This window comes from uncultured Gimesia sp., from assembly GCF_963976445.1.
Lineage (GTDB): Bacteria > Planctomycetota > Planctomycetia > Planctomycetales > Planctomycetaceae > Gimesia.
This window is the reverse complement of sequence record NZ_CAXBKP010000029.1, coordinates 1-17825: the sequence shown is the minus strand read 5'-3', so window position 1 is coordinate 17825 and position 17825 is coordinate 1. Positions and strand designations below refer to the sequence as shown.

The following is a 17825-nucleotide window of genomic DNA, read 5'->3' as shown; positions in this document are numbered from 1 at the left end:
CGATCAGCTTCTTCCCAAGTGGCAGACGCTGGTAGCCCGCTCACGTTGATTCGTCTTGGATCCAACTCCTGATCTCACACTGACTTGTCTGGTGGAGCGCTCGCATCGTTCCAGCCTGCTGAAGTCTGCTGTTGCGTCGTCAATTTATAGCGATCTGATACGAACGCGCAGCATCATCTGCTCAATCTCAATTTTTCTGCTTGCAGCATTACTACACTTGTGGTAACACTAAGCCAGAACATTACTACACACGTAGTCACAGGGGATACCATGAGCCAGCGATCAGAATTACAAATCACTGATGCAGAATGGGATGTGATGCTCAGCGTCTGGAAAGCTGAGGACCAGACAGCCGGCGAAATCATCGCCCGCGTCGAACCAATTCGAAAGCGAAGTCATCGAACTGTGAGAACGCTCCTCACGCGTCTGGTCGAAAAGGGTGCTGTCACAGTGCGCGTTGACGGTTCGCGACATCTCTATCGTGCGGCAGTCACGCGAAATGAATGCGTGCGTCTAGCAGCCCGTTCCTTTACGGAACGATTCTTTGCCGGAGACCTGCAGTCGTTATTACTCCATTTTGTCGAGAATGAAACGCTTTCCAGTGACGAAGTGGAAGAACTCAGACAACGTTTAGATGAACGTCTCACAGAAAAGTCAGAGCCGAATGCTGACCAATCTTCCAACAAATCATCTTCAAGACGGAGAAAGAAATAATGAACTTCGATTTTGAATTGACCGCGTTATTGGCACTTGTCTGGCGTGCCACCTGGCAGGCATTCGTGCTGGCTGGCATCATCTTCTGTCTGACTTCGACGATGCACCGCTGGATTTCACCCAAATGGCGTGCACTTCTATGGGCCATTCCGCTGGCACGTCTGGCTGTACTGCTGATTCCAGCAAGCGGGTTGAGCCTCTTCTATTTTTTCGATTTCGATAGCAAATATCCAACTCCCATAGCCGTGGTTTCTTCCACTGAATCGACTGCCATAAAATTGACTCCCCGCCCCAATTCGCTTCAGCCAGATCACCGGAACTCAACTGCTGAGCTGTCTCAAGAGCATCACGCATCGCACACTCCAGTCATTCTACCGCAAGAGTCCCAAACCAGCGTCCCCATTTCGCGTTCCAGTTTCCTGGCGTTTCTTTGGCTGACTGGTTGTTGCGTTGTGCTTTGCAGATGGATCGGTTCCAAGATCATATTAGCACGACTCATCAAAAACAGTGAACGGCTCCGGGATGTAGGTCTGCTCAAACTGATTGAAGAAAGACAAAAGAGGGACAGACTCTGGTTCCCTGTTCGCTGTTTCGTTACCGATCCTCATATTGGACCGTCCACTTGTGGATTCTGGCGGCCGACCATTTTGCTGCCGCGAAATTTATGGTCCGATTTCGGTGAAGAAGAACGGCAGGCGATTGTCAATCATGAACTAGAACACATTCGCCGCCGTGACGTTTTACTGCTGTTATTAAGCCGTCTCGCCATCACCGTACACTGGTTCAATCCGCTGGCCTACCTGATCAGCAATCGCATGCGCCGTGAAATTGAGCAGGCCGTGGATTCAGCAACGGTTGAGAATTTCGATAAGCAAGCACGTCATGCTTATGGTGAGTTATTAATCCGCCTTGCCCGGCAGACACAGGGGCCAGTTGCTGCGCTCCCTATGGCGGGCAAACATTCTGCGCTGCGTGCTCGCATCAATCAGCTTACATCGCCGATTCAGGACAGCCGCACGAAGTCAGCACTTGCCATCGGCGTGTTACTGATTTTGTTTGTGACGGGCTTGAGCGACGTGGCGCAAACCCGGGAACAAAGCAGCCCGAAACCGAAGCAAGCGGCAGTGTCCCCAAAAACAGAAGCAGTTCCAGATAATAATAAACCAAATCAGTATTTCATCACAGGTTCCGTCCGGGAAGTTCAAACTGGAAAGCCAGTGGCGGACGCAGGCATCCAGATTCTAGTGGCATCAGAACCAGATCCTGACAAGAGAACCATTCAAGGAACGACGAACGAGGCAGGGCAGTATCGCATTGAAGTCCCTTTGGGCAATGTGCAGATGTGGTTTCCTACATTGAAACCCGGATATTGGCTCATGCCGGAAGAATGTACGCGCGCGTTAACAACAACACCTGACAACCCCGTTGTTGAACACGACATTGTAGCGCAAACAGGAGCGGTCTGGAACGTACACTGGAAAGGTAAACTCAATGACCAACAACTTCAACTATTAGGCTTGCAAAACGAGGATCAGCCCATTCGATTATTAGCATCCATAGAGGAGATTGAGGATGATGCGAAACGGGCAGCATGGCTGAAGGGGGAATCGGTCTCGTTCCAGAAAGCGAATGCATCATCAAACAGTTTCCTGAACCAGGAAGGGCGCGGCAGGCTGACAGAAGTCGGCACCAGTGGCAAATTAATATTTACTCTTGTCAATATGTCAGCCGAACTAATCGTGGAACCTGGTTTTGACAATTCTCAAGTCGTCTCCCTGAAACGCCTTCCCGATTCGGATACAACGCAAATGATCGACAAGGCGGGGAAAAAAGCAACCATAAACAAAGCCACTGTCACACTCAACAACGGCGTTCCCCTACTCACATTTGAGCCTGAAGTATCCAAACCAATCGGCAATCAAAAACTGGTCGGTCGCGTCGTCGATGTGGAAGGAAAACCGCTCGCAGGGGTGCGGGTGGGAATGGTCTTTGGCATGAAAGGAGGAGGTAGTGGTGACACGGGGGTAGCAACAAATACCGCACTCGATGGCAGCTTCGCACTGGCTTCTCCCATGTATGAGTATGACAACCAAGCTGCTGATGAACAGCAATTTTCGGTCGTTCTGACAAAAGACAGTTTTGCTGGGATGGACTCGAACGATGTCACCGTTTCAAAGGACTTTCCCCCCATCGATTTCAAAACACTCACACTGCGCCCCGGATATTCGATCCCCGTCCGTGTTCTCGATGAACAGGGCAAGCCTCTCCCTGGAGCAATTGTGGAACCAGGAGGTAAATATGCCCTAAGACGACAAGCTGTTCGCACTGACGCCGATGGTCGGGCGGTGATTAATAATTTACCCAGCGGTGTGGTTCAAGTCTCCTTACGTTGGGGAACAAAAATAAAACACACCAATCTATTTGTCAGTAAAAACAAGAAAGACAACACGGAAGTCACAATTCGACTGCAAAAACTGGCAACTTCTATCACAGCCACCGAAGAAAAAACAAAGCCACTGGCCGTCGGACTAATCGCCCCTGAGTGGGAGATCGCGGAGTGGTCAGATGGACGTCCCCGCAAACTGTCGGACTATCGCGGTCAAATTGTGGTCATTGATTTCTGGGGACTCCGCTGCAGTGGCTGCGTCGCTTCGATTCCTGCACAAAAGAAACTGGCCAAGAAATTTGCAGAGCAGGGCGTTGTCTTCCTCGGCATCCATACCGCGGATGGCGAAATGAGTCAGATCAACAAATTGAAACTAAGCGAACAGTGGACGACTCCCACGGGAATTGACCGGGGCACTTCAATTCTGGATGGTGTAACTAGTGAGAAATACGGCGTACAGAGTTACCCGACTCTGATTGTGATCAATGCAGACGGCAAGATCACATTTCGCAGTGATGTGGAACCAGCGCAGGACAAAGCGACCTACATGAAGAATCTCGCTGAGGCCAGCGGCGTCAAATGGCCGCCTGCCGAGAATGCAACTCCAGCTGAGATGATGGAGATCATGAATCAGTTTCAATACACACTACTGAGCCGCGAAATTGAACGCGTCCTCAAAGAGAAGCGTAACTAAAAGAGTCAACGACGAATGGCGTCTTTGTGAGAGCCTCTGCGTCCGTGGCATCCAGTAAAAAACCAGGGCAACTCGGAAGTCTATTCCGAGCCGCCCGAATATCGATACTACTGAATCAGCACCACTACTTTGATTCAAGGGCTCGTCGTGGCGGCTGCAACGGGTGGCTTCACCTGCGTATTTCCAGCAATGTAAGCGATCAGATCAGCCAACTGCTGTTTGGTCAGCTGATCGAGTTGCCCTTCCGGCATCAGAGATAGCTTGGACTGATTGATTTCTTCAATCTGACGTCGATCCAGCACAAGTTGCTCATTCTGCGTCTGTAAGGTCAATTGCTGATCGGTCTGTCTGACAATCGTCCCATTCAAAATGCGACCATCTTCCAGAGCAAGCACTACCATCTCGTATCCTTTGGGAATCAGGGCAGAGGGGTCCACCATATTTTCCAGCAGATAATCCATATTGGTCCGATTGGCACCGGTCAGATCCGGGCCGATGCTTCCACCGCTCCCAAACAGACGATGACATTTCGCACACGTTTTTTCGTAGAGCGCCCGGCCTTGCACACGGTCTGACTGCTGCAGTCGTTCTGCCGTCAGCAATGTTTTATAACCTTCAATCTGTGCCCGTTTCTTTTCAGGAGTTTCTCGGGCCTGGCCCCAAACCTGATTCAGTTTTTCGACCACTTCCTTGTCTTGAAAATTGCGCAACTGACGCACATGAAATGCAGAGACTTCACCCTGAGGCACCTGTTTCTTATCGATGGCCGTCAACAGCAAGAGAGCATATTCCTTGCGACTGCAGAGCGTGTCCATCAAAGCCTGACGTCCCTCATTTTTGATATTCCGATAGCGACCCAACATGCGTTGAATTGTTTTAGGATCATAAAACCGCGACAAACCCCGAAAGGCCAACGGCTGCAATTCAGTGTAATTCGCCGACTTCTGAATCACGGGCAGCAAATCTTTATCCTGGGAACTGCCCAATAATGATTCCAGTGCCTGATAACGGCTTTTCATCGACTGATCCGAATCGAGAACGATCTGCTTGAGTGCATCCATCGTCTGGCCATCTCCGAATACGATAGACAGTTCGGTCACCCGTGTCTGCAGTTCCTTTGAGTCTGCTTTCGCAGTCTGCTCTTTGAGCGCCTGCCAGTTTTTCGGTGCCTGGGCTTTCAATCGGCCCTGTAGCGCTGCCTGGATACCAGTTAACAGGTCTTCTTGAACCTCAGAGTCCTTCGCGTCAATCACCTGCTGTACCAGTTGTTTTACATATTCGGGATGTTGATCAATGTCTTCCGTCAACCGCCGTGCCACGAGCTGTCGTACCAGTGGTCGTGTGGAATGACTTAGAAATTGCAGTGCGGAATCACTCTCCGCCATGACCGCTGGTTCAATTCCATACCAAAGCATCAGCGTAAAATTGCGGTCTTCTGTGTCTGTATGATTCTGATCAAGGGCCGCTGCGATCTCCCAGCAATCCTGCGGGGCAAGTGACTGCATCGCCGACGCCAGATAAAGTCGGACCAGTCCAGAGGATTCCTGTTTCGCCATTTTTGCAAATTGTTGAACAGCCTCTGGAGAGACTTTTCCATCATCAACCAGATACCGAATCGCCCAGATGCGAACGTGCTCACTGGGATCATTCAGTTGTTTCACCAGCCACGCATCATTCAATTGATTTGTACAATACAGAGCCCACATCGCACGCAGCCGCCGGGGGACCTCTTTTGATGTATTAAAGATGTTCAATAATTCCGCTTTGGGCTGACTCCAGTTTGCAGTCGTTCCCGCTCGCTCCATCAGAATGCGACGAGCATGGCGGACATACCAGTCATTCGGATGCAGTTGCAGCTTGACGAGTTCGCTGTCGGAAAGCTGATTCAGATCCAGTTTTTTCGGCTGCGTCACATCGCCATACGAAATTTTATAAATGCGTCCGCTGGTACGATGCACGCCATCATGGTCGTGGCATTCTCCCAGATCAGCCCAGTCAGAAAGATAAACGCTGCCATCGGGTCCGTATTTTAATTCGGTTCCTCGAAACCAATCTGAACCGGTTAATAGAAAATCGGGACGATGCGTGCCCACATACCCTGAGCCTTCGCGTTCGAGTGCGTCATTATTCACACGATGCCCGTGCGTGTTGCACAGGAAGAGGCTATTACGATATCTCTGCGGCCAGTTATCGCCCAGATAAATCATGCCACCACAATGACTATGGCCGCCCCCCAGTTTCCCATGAATTCCAGACGTATCACGTGAATCAGACCATTTTCCTGAAGAACTGTCCCAGTGATCGTGGTCGGCACACTTCGTCATCAACTCATAAACATAAGGATTCGGATCGCTGCCGTGACCATTCATGCGAATGTAATGCGAACCAGGAATCATGTGCCATAAATGACCATTTACATTATTCGTGAAGAACATCTGGCCGTATTCATCGTAATCAAAGCCCCAGGGATTGGTGGTTCCGGAACTGACTTCTTCAATCGTTTTCCGAACGGGGTGATAGCGCCAGATGCCACAATGAATCAGCGTGCGCTGCGAAGGATCGGTCTCGGGAGTTCCCACCAGTGAGGTATCGGTAATTCCGTGTCTTCCATACAACCAGCCATCCGGGCCCCAGGTCAGGCCGCTGACAATATTGTGTCGGATCGTTTTATAGTTCCAGCCTTCGAGTAGAACCTGTGGTTTCCCATCAGGAACATCGTCGTGGTTTTTGTCTTCGAAGTAAAGTAATTCCCCGCGGCATAATGCCCAGACACCATTTGAACCAACAGTGACGCTTGTCAGAGGACCCGGTCCCTGCCAGAAGATTTTTCGCCGATCCATTTTGCCATCGCCGTTGGTATCTTCCAGAATAACAATTCGATCCTCATACTGATCATCGAATGTGCCGCGTTCATAGGTGAAACATTCAGCGACCCAGACACGGCCCCGATCATCAATTTCAAACCCAATCGGCTGATGCACATCGGGCTCACTGGCGAACACCGTCACCTTGAAGCCCTCTGGAACGGTCATATTTTTGACAGTCTGTTCCGGAGTGGTCGCAATATCTTTGGGGTCTTGTGTATTTCGAATCGGGCTTTCGGCTGCAGAGAATTTGAACAGCAAACCAAAGAGCAGTGTAAACGTCAGAAGAGAGACAGAAAACCGGTTTAGGTAGTGGAAGCGCATCGATTACCCTCTGTGGTTGGAATAAATAGACAAACATAGCTTGATATCATTTATGCTATATCAGCCACGAAGCAAGAGCAATCAAATCGCCATGGAGATCACTGATAAAATTGAGAAATACAGACCGTTATTTCTCAATCGTGTCAAACAGTTCGCGAAATTTAACCAGAACTTTGGTGACGGCTGAAGAAAGCGGGCCATTTAACATAGCGCCCGATGCCTGACGATGTCCGCCGCCGCCGAACGATTCGGCAATTTTGGAAATATCCCATTCGGAACGACTGCGAAAACTGATTTTCACCTGTCGGCTGCGCTGTTCGACGGCGATAAACGCCGCCTGAGTGCCCGCTAGTGTCAGACAATAATTAACGAGACCCTCGGTATCCACGGGCGTTGTTCCCGTTGCACTGAAGTCTTCACAACTGACAACCGTATAAGCCAGCTGTCCGTCGAAGTCGGTCTGCACCTTGTCCAGTACGCGGCCCATCAATTTTAACTGCGGCAAACTATTCTGTTCGTACAACAGCTCATAAATCTGATGTGGCTCTGCTCCCGCTTTAACCAGCTCACTAATGATCTGCATCGTGTAACTGGTTGTTGAGGGAAATCGAAACCAGCCTGTATCGGTGGCAATGGCAGCATAAATCAAGGTCGCGATTTCCGGCGTCACCGTGCACTTGAGGGCTTTGCCCAGATCATACACCAGACACCCCGCTGCCGGAGAAGTAATGTCTTTGAACTCTTCCGCGCCCAGAGAATCAGAGCTGACGTGATGATCAATCACCACTTTCTTCGAATCCGTTTTACGGTAGAAATTCGCCAGTCCGGGTAACTGTGACCAGGCACTGGTATCGAGAATGATATGCACTTCGGCCCATTCAAAATCCTCCGTGGTCACACCATCACCCACGTAGCGGACTTCGTGCTCCTGCACTAGAAAGTTCAGGCTTTTGGGATGCGCTGACGGATTGATGACACGGACTTCTTTACCCAGCTCTTTCAAAAAGCAGGCCAGAGCCAGTTCAGATCCCAGAGCATCCGCATCTGGACGCACATGGCAGGAAAGGAGAAACTTTTGATGTGCTTCGATGATTTCACAAAGGGGAGTCCAGTTAATACTGCTCATTGATGTTTCCTGCGCTGCGTTTACCTGCAAATTCCAGTAACTGATTCCACTTTGCCATTGAGGCATCTTAGGCAATTATTGAGCGGCGTTCCATTGCTTGAGCTGCTTTTTTGCTGAATCAATGTCAATCGCCAACTGAGTTTTGAGTGCCTCGGCATCAGAAAACACCTCTGTAGCGCGCAAGCGTTCTATCAAATCGACCTCTAGCACCTGATCGTAAATCTCACCAGAAAAACCGATCAAATGCACTTCCACCTTTATTTCTGAGTTGTGAAACGTCGGATTCGCACCAATATGAATCGCCGCTGGATAACGCTGTTCTCCCACAATCCCAAACCCACAATAGACGCCAGCGGCAGGCAGGAGCGTTGCCACCTGGCTCAAGTTAGCTGTCGGAAAGCCCAGCTTTCTTCCCCGTTCGGCACCGTGTTCTACGGTTCCTTTGATCTGATAAGGACGGCCCAGCATCTTTTCCGCCAGAGCCACTTCCCCTGATTGAATCGCTTTGCGGACTTCCGAGGAAGAAATCATCCGTGTGTCACACAAACTCGGTTCGACCACTTTAAAAAACATTCCGGCACGCTCACACAGTGTCTGCAATAGCTTGACATCACCCGCGCGGTCTTTGCCGAAATAAAAGTTGGGACCTTCCACCAGACCTTTCGCCTGAAGTTGATCGCATAAAACCTGTTGAAAGAATTCTTCGGCACTCAAATTGAGTAAGGCCCGATCAGTTGGGTAGGCAACCACACAATCAACACCCAGACTCTCTAGAATAGCGGCACGGTCTTCAATCCCCATCAATTCCGGGGGCACGTGGTCGGGACGGAGCAGTTGAATCGGATGAGGATCAAATGTGAACACAATCGCGGGCAGTTTCTCATCACGGGCCTGTTGAACCAATGCCTGAATCATTAGTTGATGCCCGCGATGCACGCCATCAAAGTTACCAATTGAGACGATGCCTCCCTGGCAGACGTTGAATCCTTTTACTTCACGTATAAACACCACTTAACCCAACAATTTATTGCCTTTACTTAGAAAATCTCTATGCCCGATATTTCGATCAGGCTGTATCAATTGAATCGGCAACAATTCAGAAAATATAGAGTGATAAGTACCATCTGGCCCCCAATATTGCTACTATTATGCGTAAGGAGAGTGTTTCCCTCTCCTTCCCCCGCTGCACCAGAGGGTGCTCACCACAAAAGTATAGAACAGCTTGGTATCACCGTCCCTTGATGCCATCCAGTAACAGACTCACTTTATTAAATAACTGGAGATAACGAAATGGATCAAAGCCCCATCAATCGAAGAGATTTCCTGAAAACATCAGGAACGACAGCTGTTGCTGCCAGCACAATCGCTGGACTGGCGACTGCGCCGGCCTTCGGAGCTGGTAACAGTAACGAAGCCATTCGCATTGGATTTATTGGACCAGGTGGGCGCGGATTTGGTGCGCACGTCAAAAAATTGGTTCAACTGAAGAAGGATGGGATGAATATCGAGCTGGTCGCCGTATCAGACGTCTATTCAGAACACCGTGATCGCACAGCGAACTACATCAAAAAAGAGCTGGGTAACGATGTTACCGCTTATGTGAACTACCTCGACATGCTCGAAAAAGAAAAACTGGATGCCGTCGCCATCGGTACTCCTGACCACTGGCATGCCAAGCAGACCATCGACGCGATGAACGCCGGTCTGCACGTCTATTGTGAAAAACCAATGACGAAAAAAGTCGAAGAAGCATTGGCCGTCGTCGAAACCTGGAAGAAGACCGGCAAGATCATGCAGGTCGGTGTGCAGTCCACCAGTCTCCCTGTCTGGGACGACGTCCGAGCACGCCTGCAGGACGGACAACTGGGTAAAGTCCTTCAGTTCCAGACCGAATACTTCCGTAACTCGTCCATGGGACAATGGCGGTATTACGCTCTGAAAAAAGAAATGAATCCCAAAAACATCGACTGGAATCTCTGGTTGGGTACCAAAGAAGGCCTGGCAGAATTCCAGCCATTCGACCGCGCTGTGTACGCACAATGGCGTCGCTTCTGGCCATTTGGATCGGGTATGTTTACCGACCTGTTCGTCCACAGAACAACCGCTATGTTGAAAGCAACCGGCCTGCGTTATCCCGGCCGTGTTGTCGGTGCAGGGGGCCTCTATCTGGAATATGACGGACGTGATGTTCCCGATGTCGCCACTGTAGCCGCCGACTTCAACGAAGGCGCGCAGGGGCTGATTAACGCCACAATGTGTAACCAGGAAACCCGCATCAAGCAGATCATTCGCGGGCACAATGGTTCGTTCGTCTTTGGTAACGGCGAAGGTTTCGACGGATACGACTTCATCCCCGAACGTCCTCAAGTGACGCGAGATAGTTCTTTGAAGCAGCAGCGAATTGATGTCGCTCAAATCAAAGATACAACGTATGCTCACTTCAAAAACTGGGTAGAAGCAATGCAGGCCAATGATCAGAGCAAGTGTAACAACCCACCTGACCTCGGTGCTGCTGCCATTGCCGTTGTGAATATGGGTTCCAACAGCTATCGCAACGGTAAGGTTTACCACTTCGATACGGACACGCTGGAAATCACCGATGGTGACGGAAGCTGGTCCAAGAAATGGGAAACCATGTCCAAAGCACGGCAGAAACCCAAACACATTCCAGGCTGGAAAGCGGGCGACAAAGGAAGCCTTCTGGAAGAACCCGCCTACATGTCACTGGCCGGTCCCTGGATCGATGGAAAACCTCCGAAGAATGATCCCAATTCGAACGCTGGTTAACCATACGGCTTGAAAATACCAATTCCCGCGTTCCGCTCTGGAACGCGGGAATTTTTTCACGTACCATATAGATCACACCCAATATTATTTTCACCTTTTAGTCCTATGGATCTTACCATGAAACGTTTTTCTGCATTTTCAATCGTCCTCTCAGCAATGATGACGCTGCTCACATTCGTCTCAGCGGTTAACGCAGAGGAAAAAGTCGGTTTCACCTGGAAAGATCAGCCCGAGAAAAAAGTCGCCGATCTGTATTTTAATGGCACTCCGGTTCTGCAATACGTCTACCCCTACGATGACTCATCCGCAGAGAGCATTCATGACACCTACAAAGTCTTCCACCATGTTTACGGACCGGGCAGTAAAGCCATCATCACCAAAGGCCCCGGCGGAAAATACACACATCACCGCGGACTGTATGTGGGCTGGAATAAAACCAAATTCAACGGCAAAGAACTCGATTTCTGGCACTGTAAGAAAGGCGCTCATCTGCGTCATGCTAAAATGATCGAGATGAAAGGCGGCCCCGAATCCGGCACGATGACTGCGGAAATTCACTGGAACGACGCCAAAGGCAAACCAGTCATTGTGGAAACCCGCACTGTGACTGTCACGCCGATCAAAGTCGCCACTTCTAAAATTCCCGCCTGGCAGATCGACTGGCGAACGAAACTCGAAAGCAAACGCGGCGAAATCATCCTCGATGGCGACCGCCAGCACGCCGGCTTCCAGTATCGCGCCGCGCAACCCGTCGCCGAATCCAACAACGCGAAATACGTTCGCCCCGAAGGATTCCCACAACAACCGGCTCCGTTTCAGGTCTCCGACAAAACCGACCCCAACGGCCACATCAATCTGGGCTGGTTCGAAATGTCGTATGACATTGACGGCAAACATTACAATGTGGAATACATGGAAGATCCCAGCGTTCCAAAACCATCACGCTATTCCGAACGTCCCTACGGTCGCTTTGGTGCTTTCTTTGATACGAAGTTCGATGAAAGCAAGCCACTGGAAATGAAATACCGGGTGATTGTCAGTGAAGGGGAGACTCCCGCACAGGCAGAGATTCAGAAACGCTATGCTGAATTTGCCGCTTCTTTGAAGAAATAGGATATCACATGGGCAAACCAACTATTGCCATCATTGGAGCCAGCGCGGACCGACAGAAATACGGAAACAAATCGGTTCGCGCTCATATAAAACAGGGTTACGACGTGTACCCCGTCCATCCCACGGAATCCAATATCGAAGGGTTAACCGCCTACCCCAGCCTGGAACAAGTTCCGTCAAAACAGCTCGACCGGATCAGCGTGTATGTGCCCCCCGAAGTCGGGATTCAATTACTGGAACAGATTCGTAGCCGCGGGGCAAACGAAATCTGGTTCAATCCCGGCAGTGAAAGTCCGGACTTACTTGAGCGTGCCAGGGAACTCGGGCTGAACGTCATTCAAGCGTGCAGTATCATCGCGATCGGCGAATCGCCGTCTGATCATCCGGAATAAATCGGAATCGCGATTGAGCCCCTGTACCGGTTCGTATAGAATAAATTCAGACGTGATTCATTTGCGTTTGATGAATTCCTTCATTTGTCCGGTACCTGAAAAGCCTCGACCATGAAAAAATGTAAAGTCTGTAACAAACCGGCCGTCTATCACCTGACCGAAATTCAGAGCGGGCAGGCACAGGCACTGCATTTCTGCGAAGATCATTTCCAGGAATATATCAGCGGCCAGGCCCCTCAGGACGAATGGGAACCCCAGGACGAAGCCACACTGATCGAGCTCAACTCGCAGGATTTGGAACTCGATGAAGAACTGGAATGCCCGAATTGTGGCATCACCTTTCAGGAATTTCGCAGTGAAGGGCGGCTCGGCTGTCCACACGACTATATTGCCTTCCGGGAACCGCTGATTCAGCTCCTGGAAAATATTCACGGCGAATGTGTCCACATCGGCAAATTCCCCAAGCGAGCCCCCACCTCGAGCCAGCAGCAATACAACCTGATCAAACTCCGCCGCGAGTTGACAGCTGCCGTCGCAGAAGAAAATTACGAAGCAGCCGCCGCACTCCGCGATCAGATTTCCAAACTCGAGCAGGAAGAGCAAATCAGTTCCGAATCCGAGACCACAGAAGATTAACAATTCCGGATGCCCGAATTCCCGGCATAAAACCGGAAAATTCTCCCAAAACCCTCTGAAAGTCAGACTTTTTTCTCCTGACCGATTTGTATCAGCCTCTGGAAATCGTTAGTATTCCTGCAGAATCAAAATTCCCCGGGGATGTGGTGGAATTGGCAGACACGCTAGATTTAGGATCTAGTGCCGCAAGGCGTGCAGGTTCAAGTCCTGTCATCCCCAATACATTGAAATAAAACGACTTATGGCAAATGCCGTGAGTCGTTTTTTTGTTTACACACTACTAGCAGATCACAATAAGTAACAAAAAAGCAACAACCGTCTTTTAACCGTGATTTGTAGACGGTAGTATTTTAAGGCTGGATTATCTGGTTCGGCCCGATTTAGCACCGAAATTTTACAGACGATTTTTTGCCTTTACAAATAGATCCTCACTCATGGCAAGTATTCATCAAAAACCAACCGGAATTTACTATGTCACATTTAGATTTCCGATCAACGAAAAACCAAAACAATTCAATCGATCCTTAAAAACTCAATCAAAGAAGATTGCTTCAGCTAGATGCGTAGAAATTGAAGAAACGATCGTACTTATTGAAACAGGGAGGATTTCCATTTCTGATGGGATGACTGAAAAAGAGATTGGTAATTTTATTCTTTCAGGAGGAAAACTAACTGCCAAACCCACCGCTATAAAATCCATAAAGCTGGAAACTTTATGGAACGAATATGCAGAAAAATATGCTGTAGGCAAAGAGCCATCTTCTATAGATACAGAAAAAACCCACATGAACAATTTAGTTCTATTCATGGGAAATATTGCGATTCAGTCAATTACAACTGACAAACTACAAAAGTATGTCAAAGACAGAATGAATCCACCAACGAATTTTAAAAATAAGCCAGTAGCCCCCAGAACTATAGGAAAAGAAATTCAAACCTTTAACTTTCTTTGGGGAGTAGCCCAGAGGATAGGTTATATTTCTAAAGAAAAAGAATCGCCGGCCAAAGATGTAATACTCCCTAAAGGGAAAGCAAAAAAACCTTTTGCGGCTTGGGAGCAAATTGATGAAATAGTCAAGCACTTAACCGATGAAAAAGAAATCAAAGAAGAGTGGGATTGCCTATTTTTGCGAGAATCAGAACTAGAAGAACTTCTCAAATTCGTAAAAGAAAATGCAAGACATAATTTCATTCACCCTGCATTTTGTTTTGCGATTTATACGGGTGCTCGACGCTCTGAAATTATGAGAAGTGAAATTTCAGATTTTGATTTTAAAAACAAAAGAGTACAAATAAGACAGAAGAAGAAAGACAGAACCCAAAGCCTGAGCTACAGACAAATCAGAATTCATCCTAAGCTTACAGAAGTTATGAAAGACTATTTCAAAAACAATCATGTAGGTGGCAAATTTACTATCGCCACTCTGCCAGATCCTAAATTATCAAAAGCAAGAATTGTTGCAGTTAAACCAAAGCCTCTTTCAAAAGATCAAATGAGACAAGCCTTTGAAAGGACACTAAAAAACAGCAAGTGGGAAGTTCTGAAAGGGTGGCATGTATTCAGGCATTCCTTCTGCTCGAATTTAGCACAAAGAGGAAAACCTGAAGCCGCCATTGCATCATGTATGGGGCACAAACCTAACAGCGAAGTGACAGAACAGTATAGACATCTTTTTCCTGAAGACATGAATGATGCTATGGATGATTTATTTACCTGAAGGAATTCTTCCTGAAGCTAAAAGTCTGTTAAGCTCAACTTCTGAAATTCTCCAGTTTTTACCCCCCTCATCTTTTTCAGCCTTAATTCTTCCTGCATTGCATGCTTGCATAATCGTGTTTGGTTTTCGCTTTAGAAGCTTGCCTACTTCTTTTGTTGTGAACCATTTTTTTTCTACCTTCAAATCTTTTTCAAGCTTATTTTGATTCACTGCCTGAAGAACTTCTTCAAGCTTCGATTCTAAAGACTTCATTCTATCATCACCAACAGACTCTTCTGTTTTAGCGATAGCCAAAGGTTCTACTGAAGGAACTTCTTCACCTGTGAATATTTTGTCAATGACAAGCTCAGAGTAAAGTTCTTTACCATCTAAAACCATAGGGGAAATACCACTACCAGAGAGAAGACTCTCTACGGCTTCTTCAGAGACACCCCAGAACTCAGCAAGCTTTTCTTTAGTAAAGAGATTACCCAAACCTTTGACACCTGATTGATTTGCAAACTCTAAGGTTTCTCCCTGCAAAACAGAATAGTTTTCATCAACTTCTTTGCCTTTAACTAGTGGGATGGCCCGATCAGAAATACTAAATCCATCCCTGAAAGTATTCCTGATATCTTTTACTTTTCGTCCTGCAATATTCGCATATTGGATATGAGCACCATGCATTATGCAGCATTGCCCAATAGTAGCTTCTGCTTCTGCCAAAATCTCATCTATGTTGGGCAAATTCAAGCTACCATTGTCTTTATTTGAAACTCGCTCTCCATCAGATAAAACCATCGCTCTTTCCTTCTATTTCGAATATAAAACAACCTGATGAATAATACGTGTTATTTAATAAACTTCAAAGAAAACGATTCACTAAGTGTTTTGACTGCAAAGAGATAATAATATTTGGCCCAACCTTTTCTGTAGAAGCAGGTACTCTTAACGCCCCTGACAAACTGAATCAGGGGCTTTATTCGTTTAATGCAAAAAACCTTCCAGACCCACAATGCCTAAAAGGCTTCATGAAAAATGACCTACGGCAATTCAGCCCACTTTAGATACGCCTCTGACTTCCACCCTAAGCCCCTCAAGCAGATCCAAAGCAGGATTTTACTGGCTGATTGAAAGGCTGCTCAGGTCTCATGTGAGGGCTGCCCTAACTCATACATCAAATTTTACTTTGGACAATTTTTTCGTATAATGTGAGTACGTGACACAGAAGTAGATTTGGGTTCAATCCCATCCACTCTTCACACTGCGAAGCGGGTAACCTAATGCTGGAATCATCAATATGTCCAAACCAAAATTACTTCGCATTCCAAAACTGTTATGGTTCGGCATTATTGCTGTCGTGATGATGGTACTGTGGGTGTTTCTGGCAGTCTGGTTTCCGTATCACAAAGAGCAGGTTGCGATTAGGGAAATTAAGAAGCTGGGAGGGGAAGTTGCGAATTATATATATGCTCCTGAATACTCTGTGCATTTTTACAAAAGACCAATCAGTGATGAAGATCTGAAGCATCTTAAGAAGCACTTCATTGATTTGCCTAATCTCAAAAATTTGTCTGTCGTCAGCAGAAGTGTCAATGACGACGGAATAAAGTATCTCAACGGCTTGACGAATCTTAGATCTTTGGGTCTCAATAACACACAGATCAGTGATGAAGGGTTAAAGCATCTTAGCAGTTTGACGAATCTTAAATTCTTGGACATCGGAAACACACAAGTTAGCGATGAAGGGATGAAACATCTCGGCATTTTGATAAATCTTACACAATTGGAACTTGAACATACAAAAATTGGTAATGAAGGACTAAAGCATCTCAGCAGATTGTCGAATCTTGAGATATTGTTTCTTGATGATACACAGATCAGTGATGAAGGGCTAAAGCATCTCGGTGGTTTGACAAATCTATCATGGTTGTATCTCAATAACACACAGATCAGTGACGAAGGGCTGAAGCATCTTGGTGGTTTGACAAATCTCGAACAGTTGAACCTCAATGACACACAGATCAGCGATGGTGGTCTGAAGCATCTCGGTGGTTTTACGACTCTAGTATGGTTGTATCTCAATAACACACAGGTCAGTGATGAAGGGCTGAATTATCTGAGCAGGTTGAAGAAGCTTCTCACGTTGTCTCTCAAAAACACCAATGTCTCCAAAGAAGGCATAACAAAACTCCAGAAAGCACTGCCTCTTTTAAGCGATATTTCATATTGACTAATATTCTCAATCCTTTATTGCTCCCCCCACGCCATTCTCAGGGCCTTAATCAGATCCATAGCAGATGCCTCTTTCTGATCAAAAGCTGCTTCAGGGCAACTCAGTGCGCACTAAAGCAGCTTTAGTCGCCTCTCTGTTTCATATATAGAACATCAAACAAAAATTATGTTATCAAATGGCTCAATAGCTTCTTTTTTTGGCCGCTTCAGCACTGATTTCTTCTTTATATTTCTTATTACTTTATGGCTGTACTGTCTGCAAAAGATTTCTGCATCCTCTTCTGATTCGAAAATACAATTGATTTTGAACGGCAGACAAGTTTCTTTCACAAGGGCAACTTCTAGTGCCACTCGCTCGATTGTTTCTATGCCGATAATGTCATCTTGTAAATAATGATTCCAAGGGACGACTTGACCTTTGTGAATTCTAAGTATGTTGATGTTTGCTTTCATATTCTATATTTTCCTATTGGTTAATTAGTTTTCTCTTCTCTCTCTTTCACTCCGCTCCGCTCCGTGAAAGTGTCAGGCTTGCAGCCTAACAAATTGCCTTCTTCCCCTTCGGGATTTTCTCTTCATCTAATTGCATACGCACCACCCCCGATTCCATCTTCTAAAAATGGTTCAAATTGCTCTTGAGGATGGGATTTGAATGATCTAATCAGGGAGGAGGGCGGTCGAAGAGGTCTTTTTGCTCTTCTTCTGTTATTTTGCTGTCGCTCTTTACATCAACAGAGTTAAGGGGTTGGGGGGTAATAGTAAAGAATGAAGAACTGAACTTAGCTTTGACTGTTAAAGAATCCACAGCAGAAAATCCTGACGTATTCTGAACCGCCCGGTTATCGCCGCGCAAAGCC

Annotated in this window: 14 protein-coding genes and 1 tRNA gene; 9 read left to right on the top strand and 6 right to left on the bottom strand. The window is 47.4% G+C overall.

Features of this window, described 5'->3' with window-relative positions; genetic code table 11:
* Positions 1-270: 270 nt before the first annotated feature.
* Both AAC022_RS23135 and AAC022_RS23130 read left to right on the top strand, forming a co-directional pair.
* Complete coding sequence (locus tag AAC022_RS23135; RefSeq protein WP_339734927.1) at positions 271-714, top strand: BlaI/MecI/CopY family transcriptional regulator; 444 nt, start codon at positions 271-273, stop codon at positions 712-714.
* Positions 714-3794 carry a M56 family metallopeptidase gene (locus tag AAC022_RS23130; RefSeq protein ID WP_339734925.1) on the top strand — a complete coding sequence of 1027 codons (3081 nt, stop codon included), beginning with the start codon at positions 714-716 and terminating at the stop codon, positions 3792-3794. The genes AAC022_RS23135 and AAC022_RS23130 overlap by 1 nt, the downstream gene beginning before the upstream one ends.
* 134 nt (positions 3795-3928) lie before the next feature.
* Here the strand turns inward: AAC022_RS23130 and AAC022_RS23125 are convergent, their stop codons facing one another.
* The 3 genes from AAC022_RS23125 to AAC022_RS23115 all read right to left on the bottom strand — a co-directional run bounded on the left by AAC022_RS23125 (position 3929) and on the right by AAC022_RS23115 (position 9116).
* Positions 3929-6982, bottom strand: a complete 3054-nt coding sequence (locus AAC022_RS23125; RefSeq protein WP_339734923.1) for a PVC-type heme-binding CxxCH protein — start codon at positions 6980-6982, stop codon at positions 3929-3931.
* A gap of 127 nt (positions 6983-7109) precedes the next feature.
* Entirely contained in the window at positions 7110-8108 is a 999-nt protein-coding gene (locus AAC022_RS23120) for a bifunctional oligoribonuclease/PAP phosphatase NrnA (protein ID WP_339734921.1), read from the bottom strand.
* Positions 8109-8183: 75 nt separating this feature from the next.
* Complete coding sequence (locus tag AAC022_RS23115; RefSeq protein ID WP_339734919.1) at positions 8184-9116, bottom strand: bifunctional riboflavin kinase/FAD synthetase; 933 nt, start codon at positions 9114-9116, stop codon at positions 8184-8186.
* Between the two features lie 282 nt (positions 9117-9398).
* Between AAC022_RS23115 and AAC022_RS23110 the strand changes: the two genes are divergently transcribed.
* The 6 genes from AAC022_RS23110 to AAC022_RS23085 all read left to right on the top strand — a co-directional run bounded on the left by AAC022_RS23110 (position 9399) and on the right by AAC022_RS23085 (position 14754).
* Positions 9399-10895: a Gfo/Idh/MocA family oxidoreductase gene (locus tag AAC022_RS23110; RefSeq protein WP_339734918.1), complete on the top strand. Its 1497-nt coding sequence runs from the start codon at positions 9399-9401 to the stop codon at positions 10893-10895.
* A gap of 117 nt (positions 10896-11012) precedes the next feature.
* Complete coding sequence (locus tag AAC022_RS23105) at positions 11013-12008, top strand: DUF6807 family protein (RefSeq protein WP_339734916.1); 996 nt, start codon at positions 11013-11015, stop codon at positions 12006-12008.
* A gap of 8 nt (positions 12009-12016) precedes the next feature.
* Positions 12017-12400, top strand: a complete 384-nt coding sequence (locus tag AAC022_RS23100) for a CoA-binding protein (protein WP_339734914.1) — start codon at positions 12017-12019, stop codon at positions 12398-12400.
* Between the two features lie 111 nt (positions 12401-12511).
* Complete coding sequence (locus AAC022_RS23095; protein ID WP_339734912.1) at positions 12512-13036, top strand: UvrB/UvrC motif-containing protein; 525 nt, start codon at positions 12512-12514, stop codon at positions 13034-13036.
* Positions 13037-13173: 137 nt separating this feature from the next.
* Positions 13174-13255, top strand: a tRNA-Leu gene (locus AAC022_RS23090).
* Positions 13256-13470: 215 nt separating this feature from the next.
* Positions 13471-14754 carry a site-specific integrase gene (locus AAC022_RS23085; protein ID WP_339734910.1) on the top strand — a complete coding sequence of 428 codons (1284 nt, stop codon included), beginning with the start codon at positions 13471-13473 and terminating at the stop codon, positions 14752-14754.
* On the opposite strand, the gene AAC022_RS23080 is transcribed toward AAC022_RS23085, so the two are convergent.
* Entirely contained in the window at positions 14743-15534 is a 792-nt protein-coding gene (locus AAC022_RS23080; protein ID WP_339734908.1) for a helix-turn-helix domain-containing protein, read from the bottom strand. The two genes, AAC022_RS23085 and AAC022_RS23080, sit on opposite strands and share 12 nt — an antisense overlap.
* Positions 15535-16033: 499 nt before the next feature.
* Here AAC022_RS23080 and AAC022_RS23075 point away from each other — a divergent pair, with 499 nt between their 5' ends.
* Positions 16034-16966, top strand: coding sequence for a leucine-rich repeat domain-containing protein (locus AAC022_RS23075; RefSeq protein ID WP_339734906.1), 933 nt, complete (start codon positions 16034-16036; stop codon positions 16964-16966).
* A 155-nt stretch (positions 16967-17121) separates the two neighbouring features.
* Here AAC022_RS23075 and AAC022_RS23070 read toward each other — a convergent pair whose 3' ends face one another.
* On the bottom strand, positions 17122-17421 hold the full coding sequence (locus AAC022_RS23070; RefSeq protein ID WP_339734904.1) for a hypothetical protein: 300 nt from the start codon (positions 17419-17421) through the stop codon (positions 17122-17124).
* 208 nt (positions 17422-17629) lie between these two features.
* A partial coding sequence (locus tag AAC022_RS23065; protein ID WP_339734902.1) for a hypothetical protein occupies positions 17630-17825 on the bottom strand: 196 nt, incomplete at its 5' end.

What these genes read in the sequence shown, in the direction of transcription:
- AAC022_RS23125 (WP_339734923.1), bottom strand. Translation starts at nt 6,982, where the DNA reads ATGCGCTTCCACTACCTAAACCGGTTTTCTGTCTCTCTTCTGACGTTT.
- AAC022_RS23070 (WP_339734904.1), bottom strand. Translation starts at nt 17,421, where the DNA reads ATGAAAGCAAACATCAACATACTTAGAATTCACAAAGGTCAAGTCGTC.
- AAC022_RS23130 (WP_339734925.1), top strand. Translation starts at nt 714, where the DNA reads ATGAACTTCGATTTTGAATTGACCGCGTTATTGGCACTTGTCTGGCGT.
- AAC022_RS23110 (WP_339734918.1), top strand. Translation starts at nt 9,399, where the DNA reads ATGGATCAAAGCCCCATCAATCGAAGAGATTTCCTGAAAACATCAGGA.
- AAC022_RS23105 (WP_339734916.1), top strand. Translation starts at nt 11,013, where the DNA reads ATGAAACGTTTTTCTGCATTTTCAATCGTCCTCTCAGCAATGATGACG.
- AAC022_RS23095 (WP_339734912.1), top strand. Translation starts at nt 12,512, where the DNA reads ATGAAAAAATGTAAAGTCTGTAACAAACCGGCCGTCTATCACCTGACC.
- AAC022_RS23120 (WP_339734921.1), bottom strand. Translation starts at nt 8,108, where the DNA reads ATGAGCAGTATTAACTGGACTCCCCTTTGTGAAATCATCGAAGCACAT.
- AAC022_RS23080 (WP_339734908.1), bottom strand. Translation starts at nt 15,534, where the DNA reads ATGGTTTTATCTGATGGAGAGCGAGTTTCAAATAAAGACAATGGTAGC.
- AAC022_RS23085 (WP_339734910.1), top strand. Translation starts at nt 13,471, where the DNA reads ATGGCAAGTATTCATCAAAAACCAACCGGAATTTACTATGTCACATTT.
- AAC022_RS23075 (WP_339734906.1), top strand. Translation starts at nt 16,034, where the DNA reads ATGTCCAAACCAAAATTACTTCGCATTCCAAAACTGTTATGGTTCGGC.
- AAC022_RS23100 (WP_339734914.1), top strand. Translation starts at nt 12,017, where the DNA reads ATGGGCAAACCAACTATTGCCATCATTGGAGCCAGCGCGGACCGACAG.
- AAC022_RS23135 (WP_339734927.1), top strand. Translation starts at nt 271, where the DNA reads ATGAGCCAGCGATCAGAATTACAAATCACTGATGCAGAATGGGATGTG.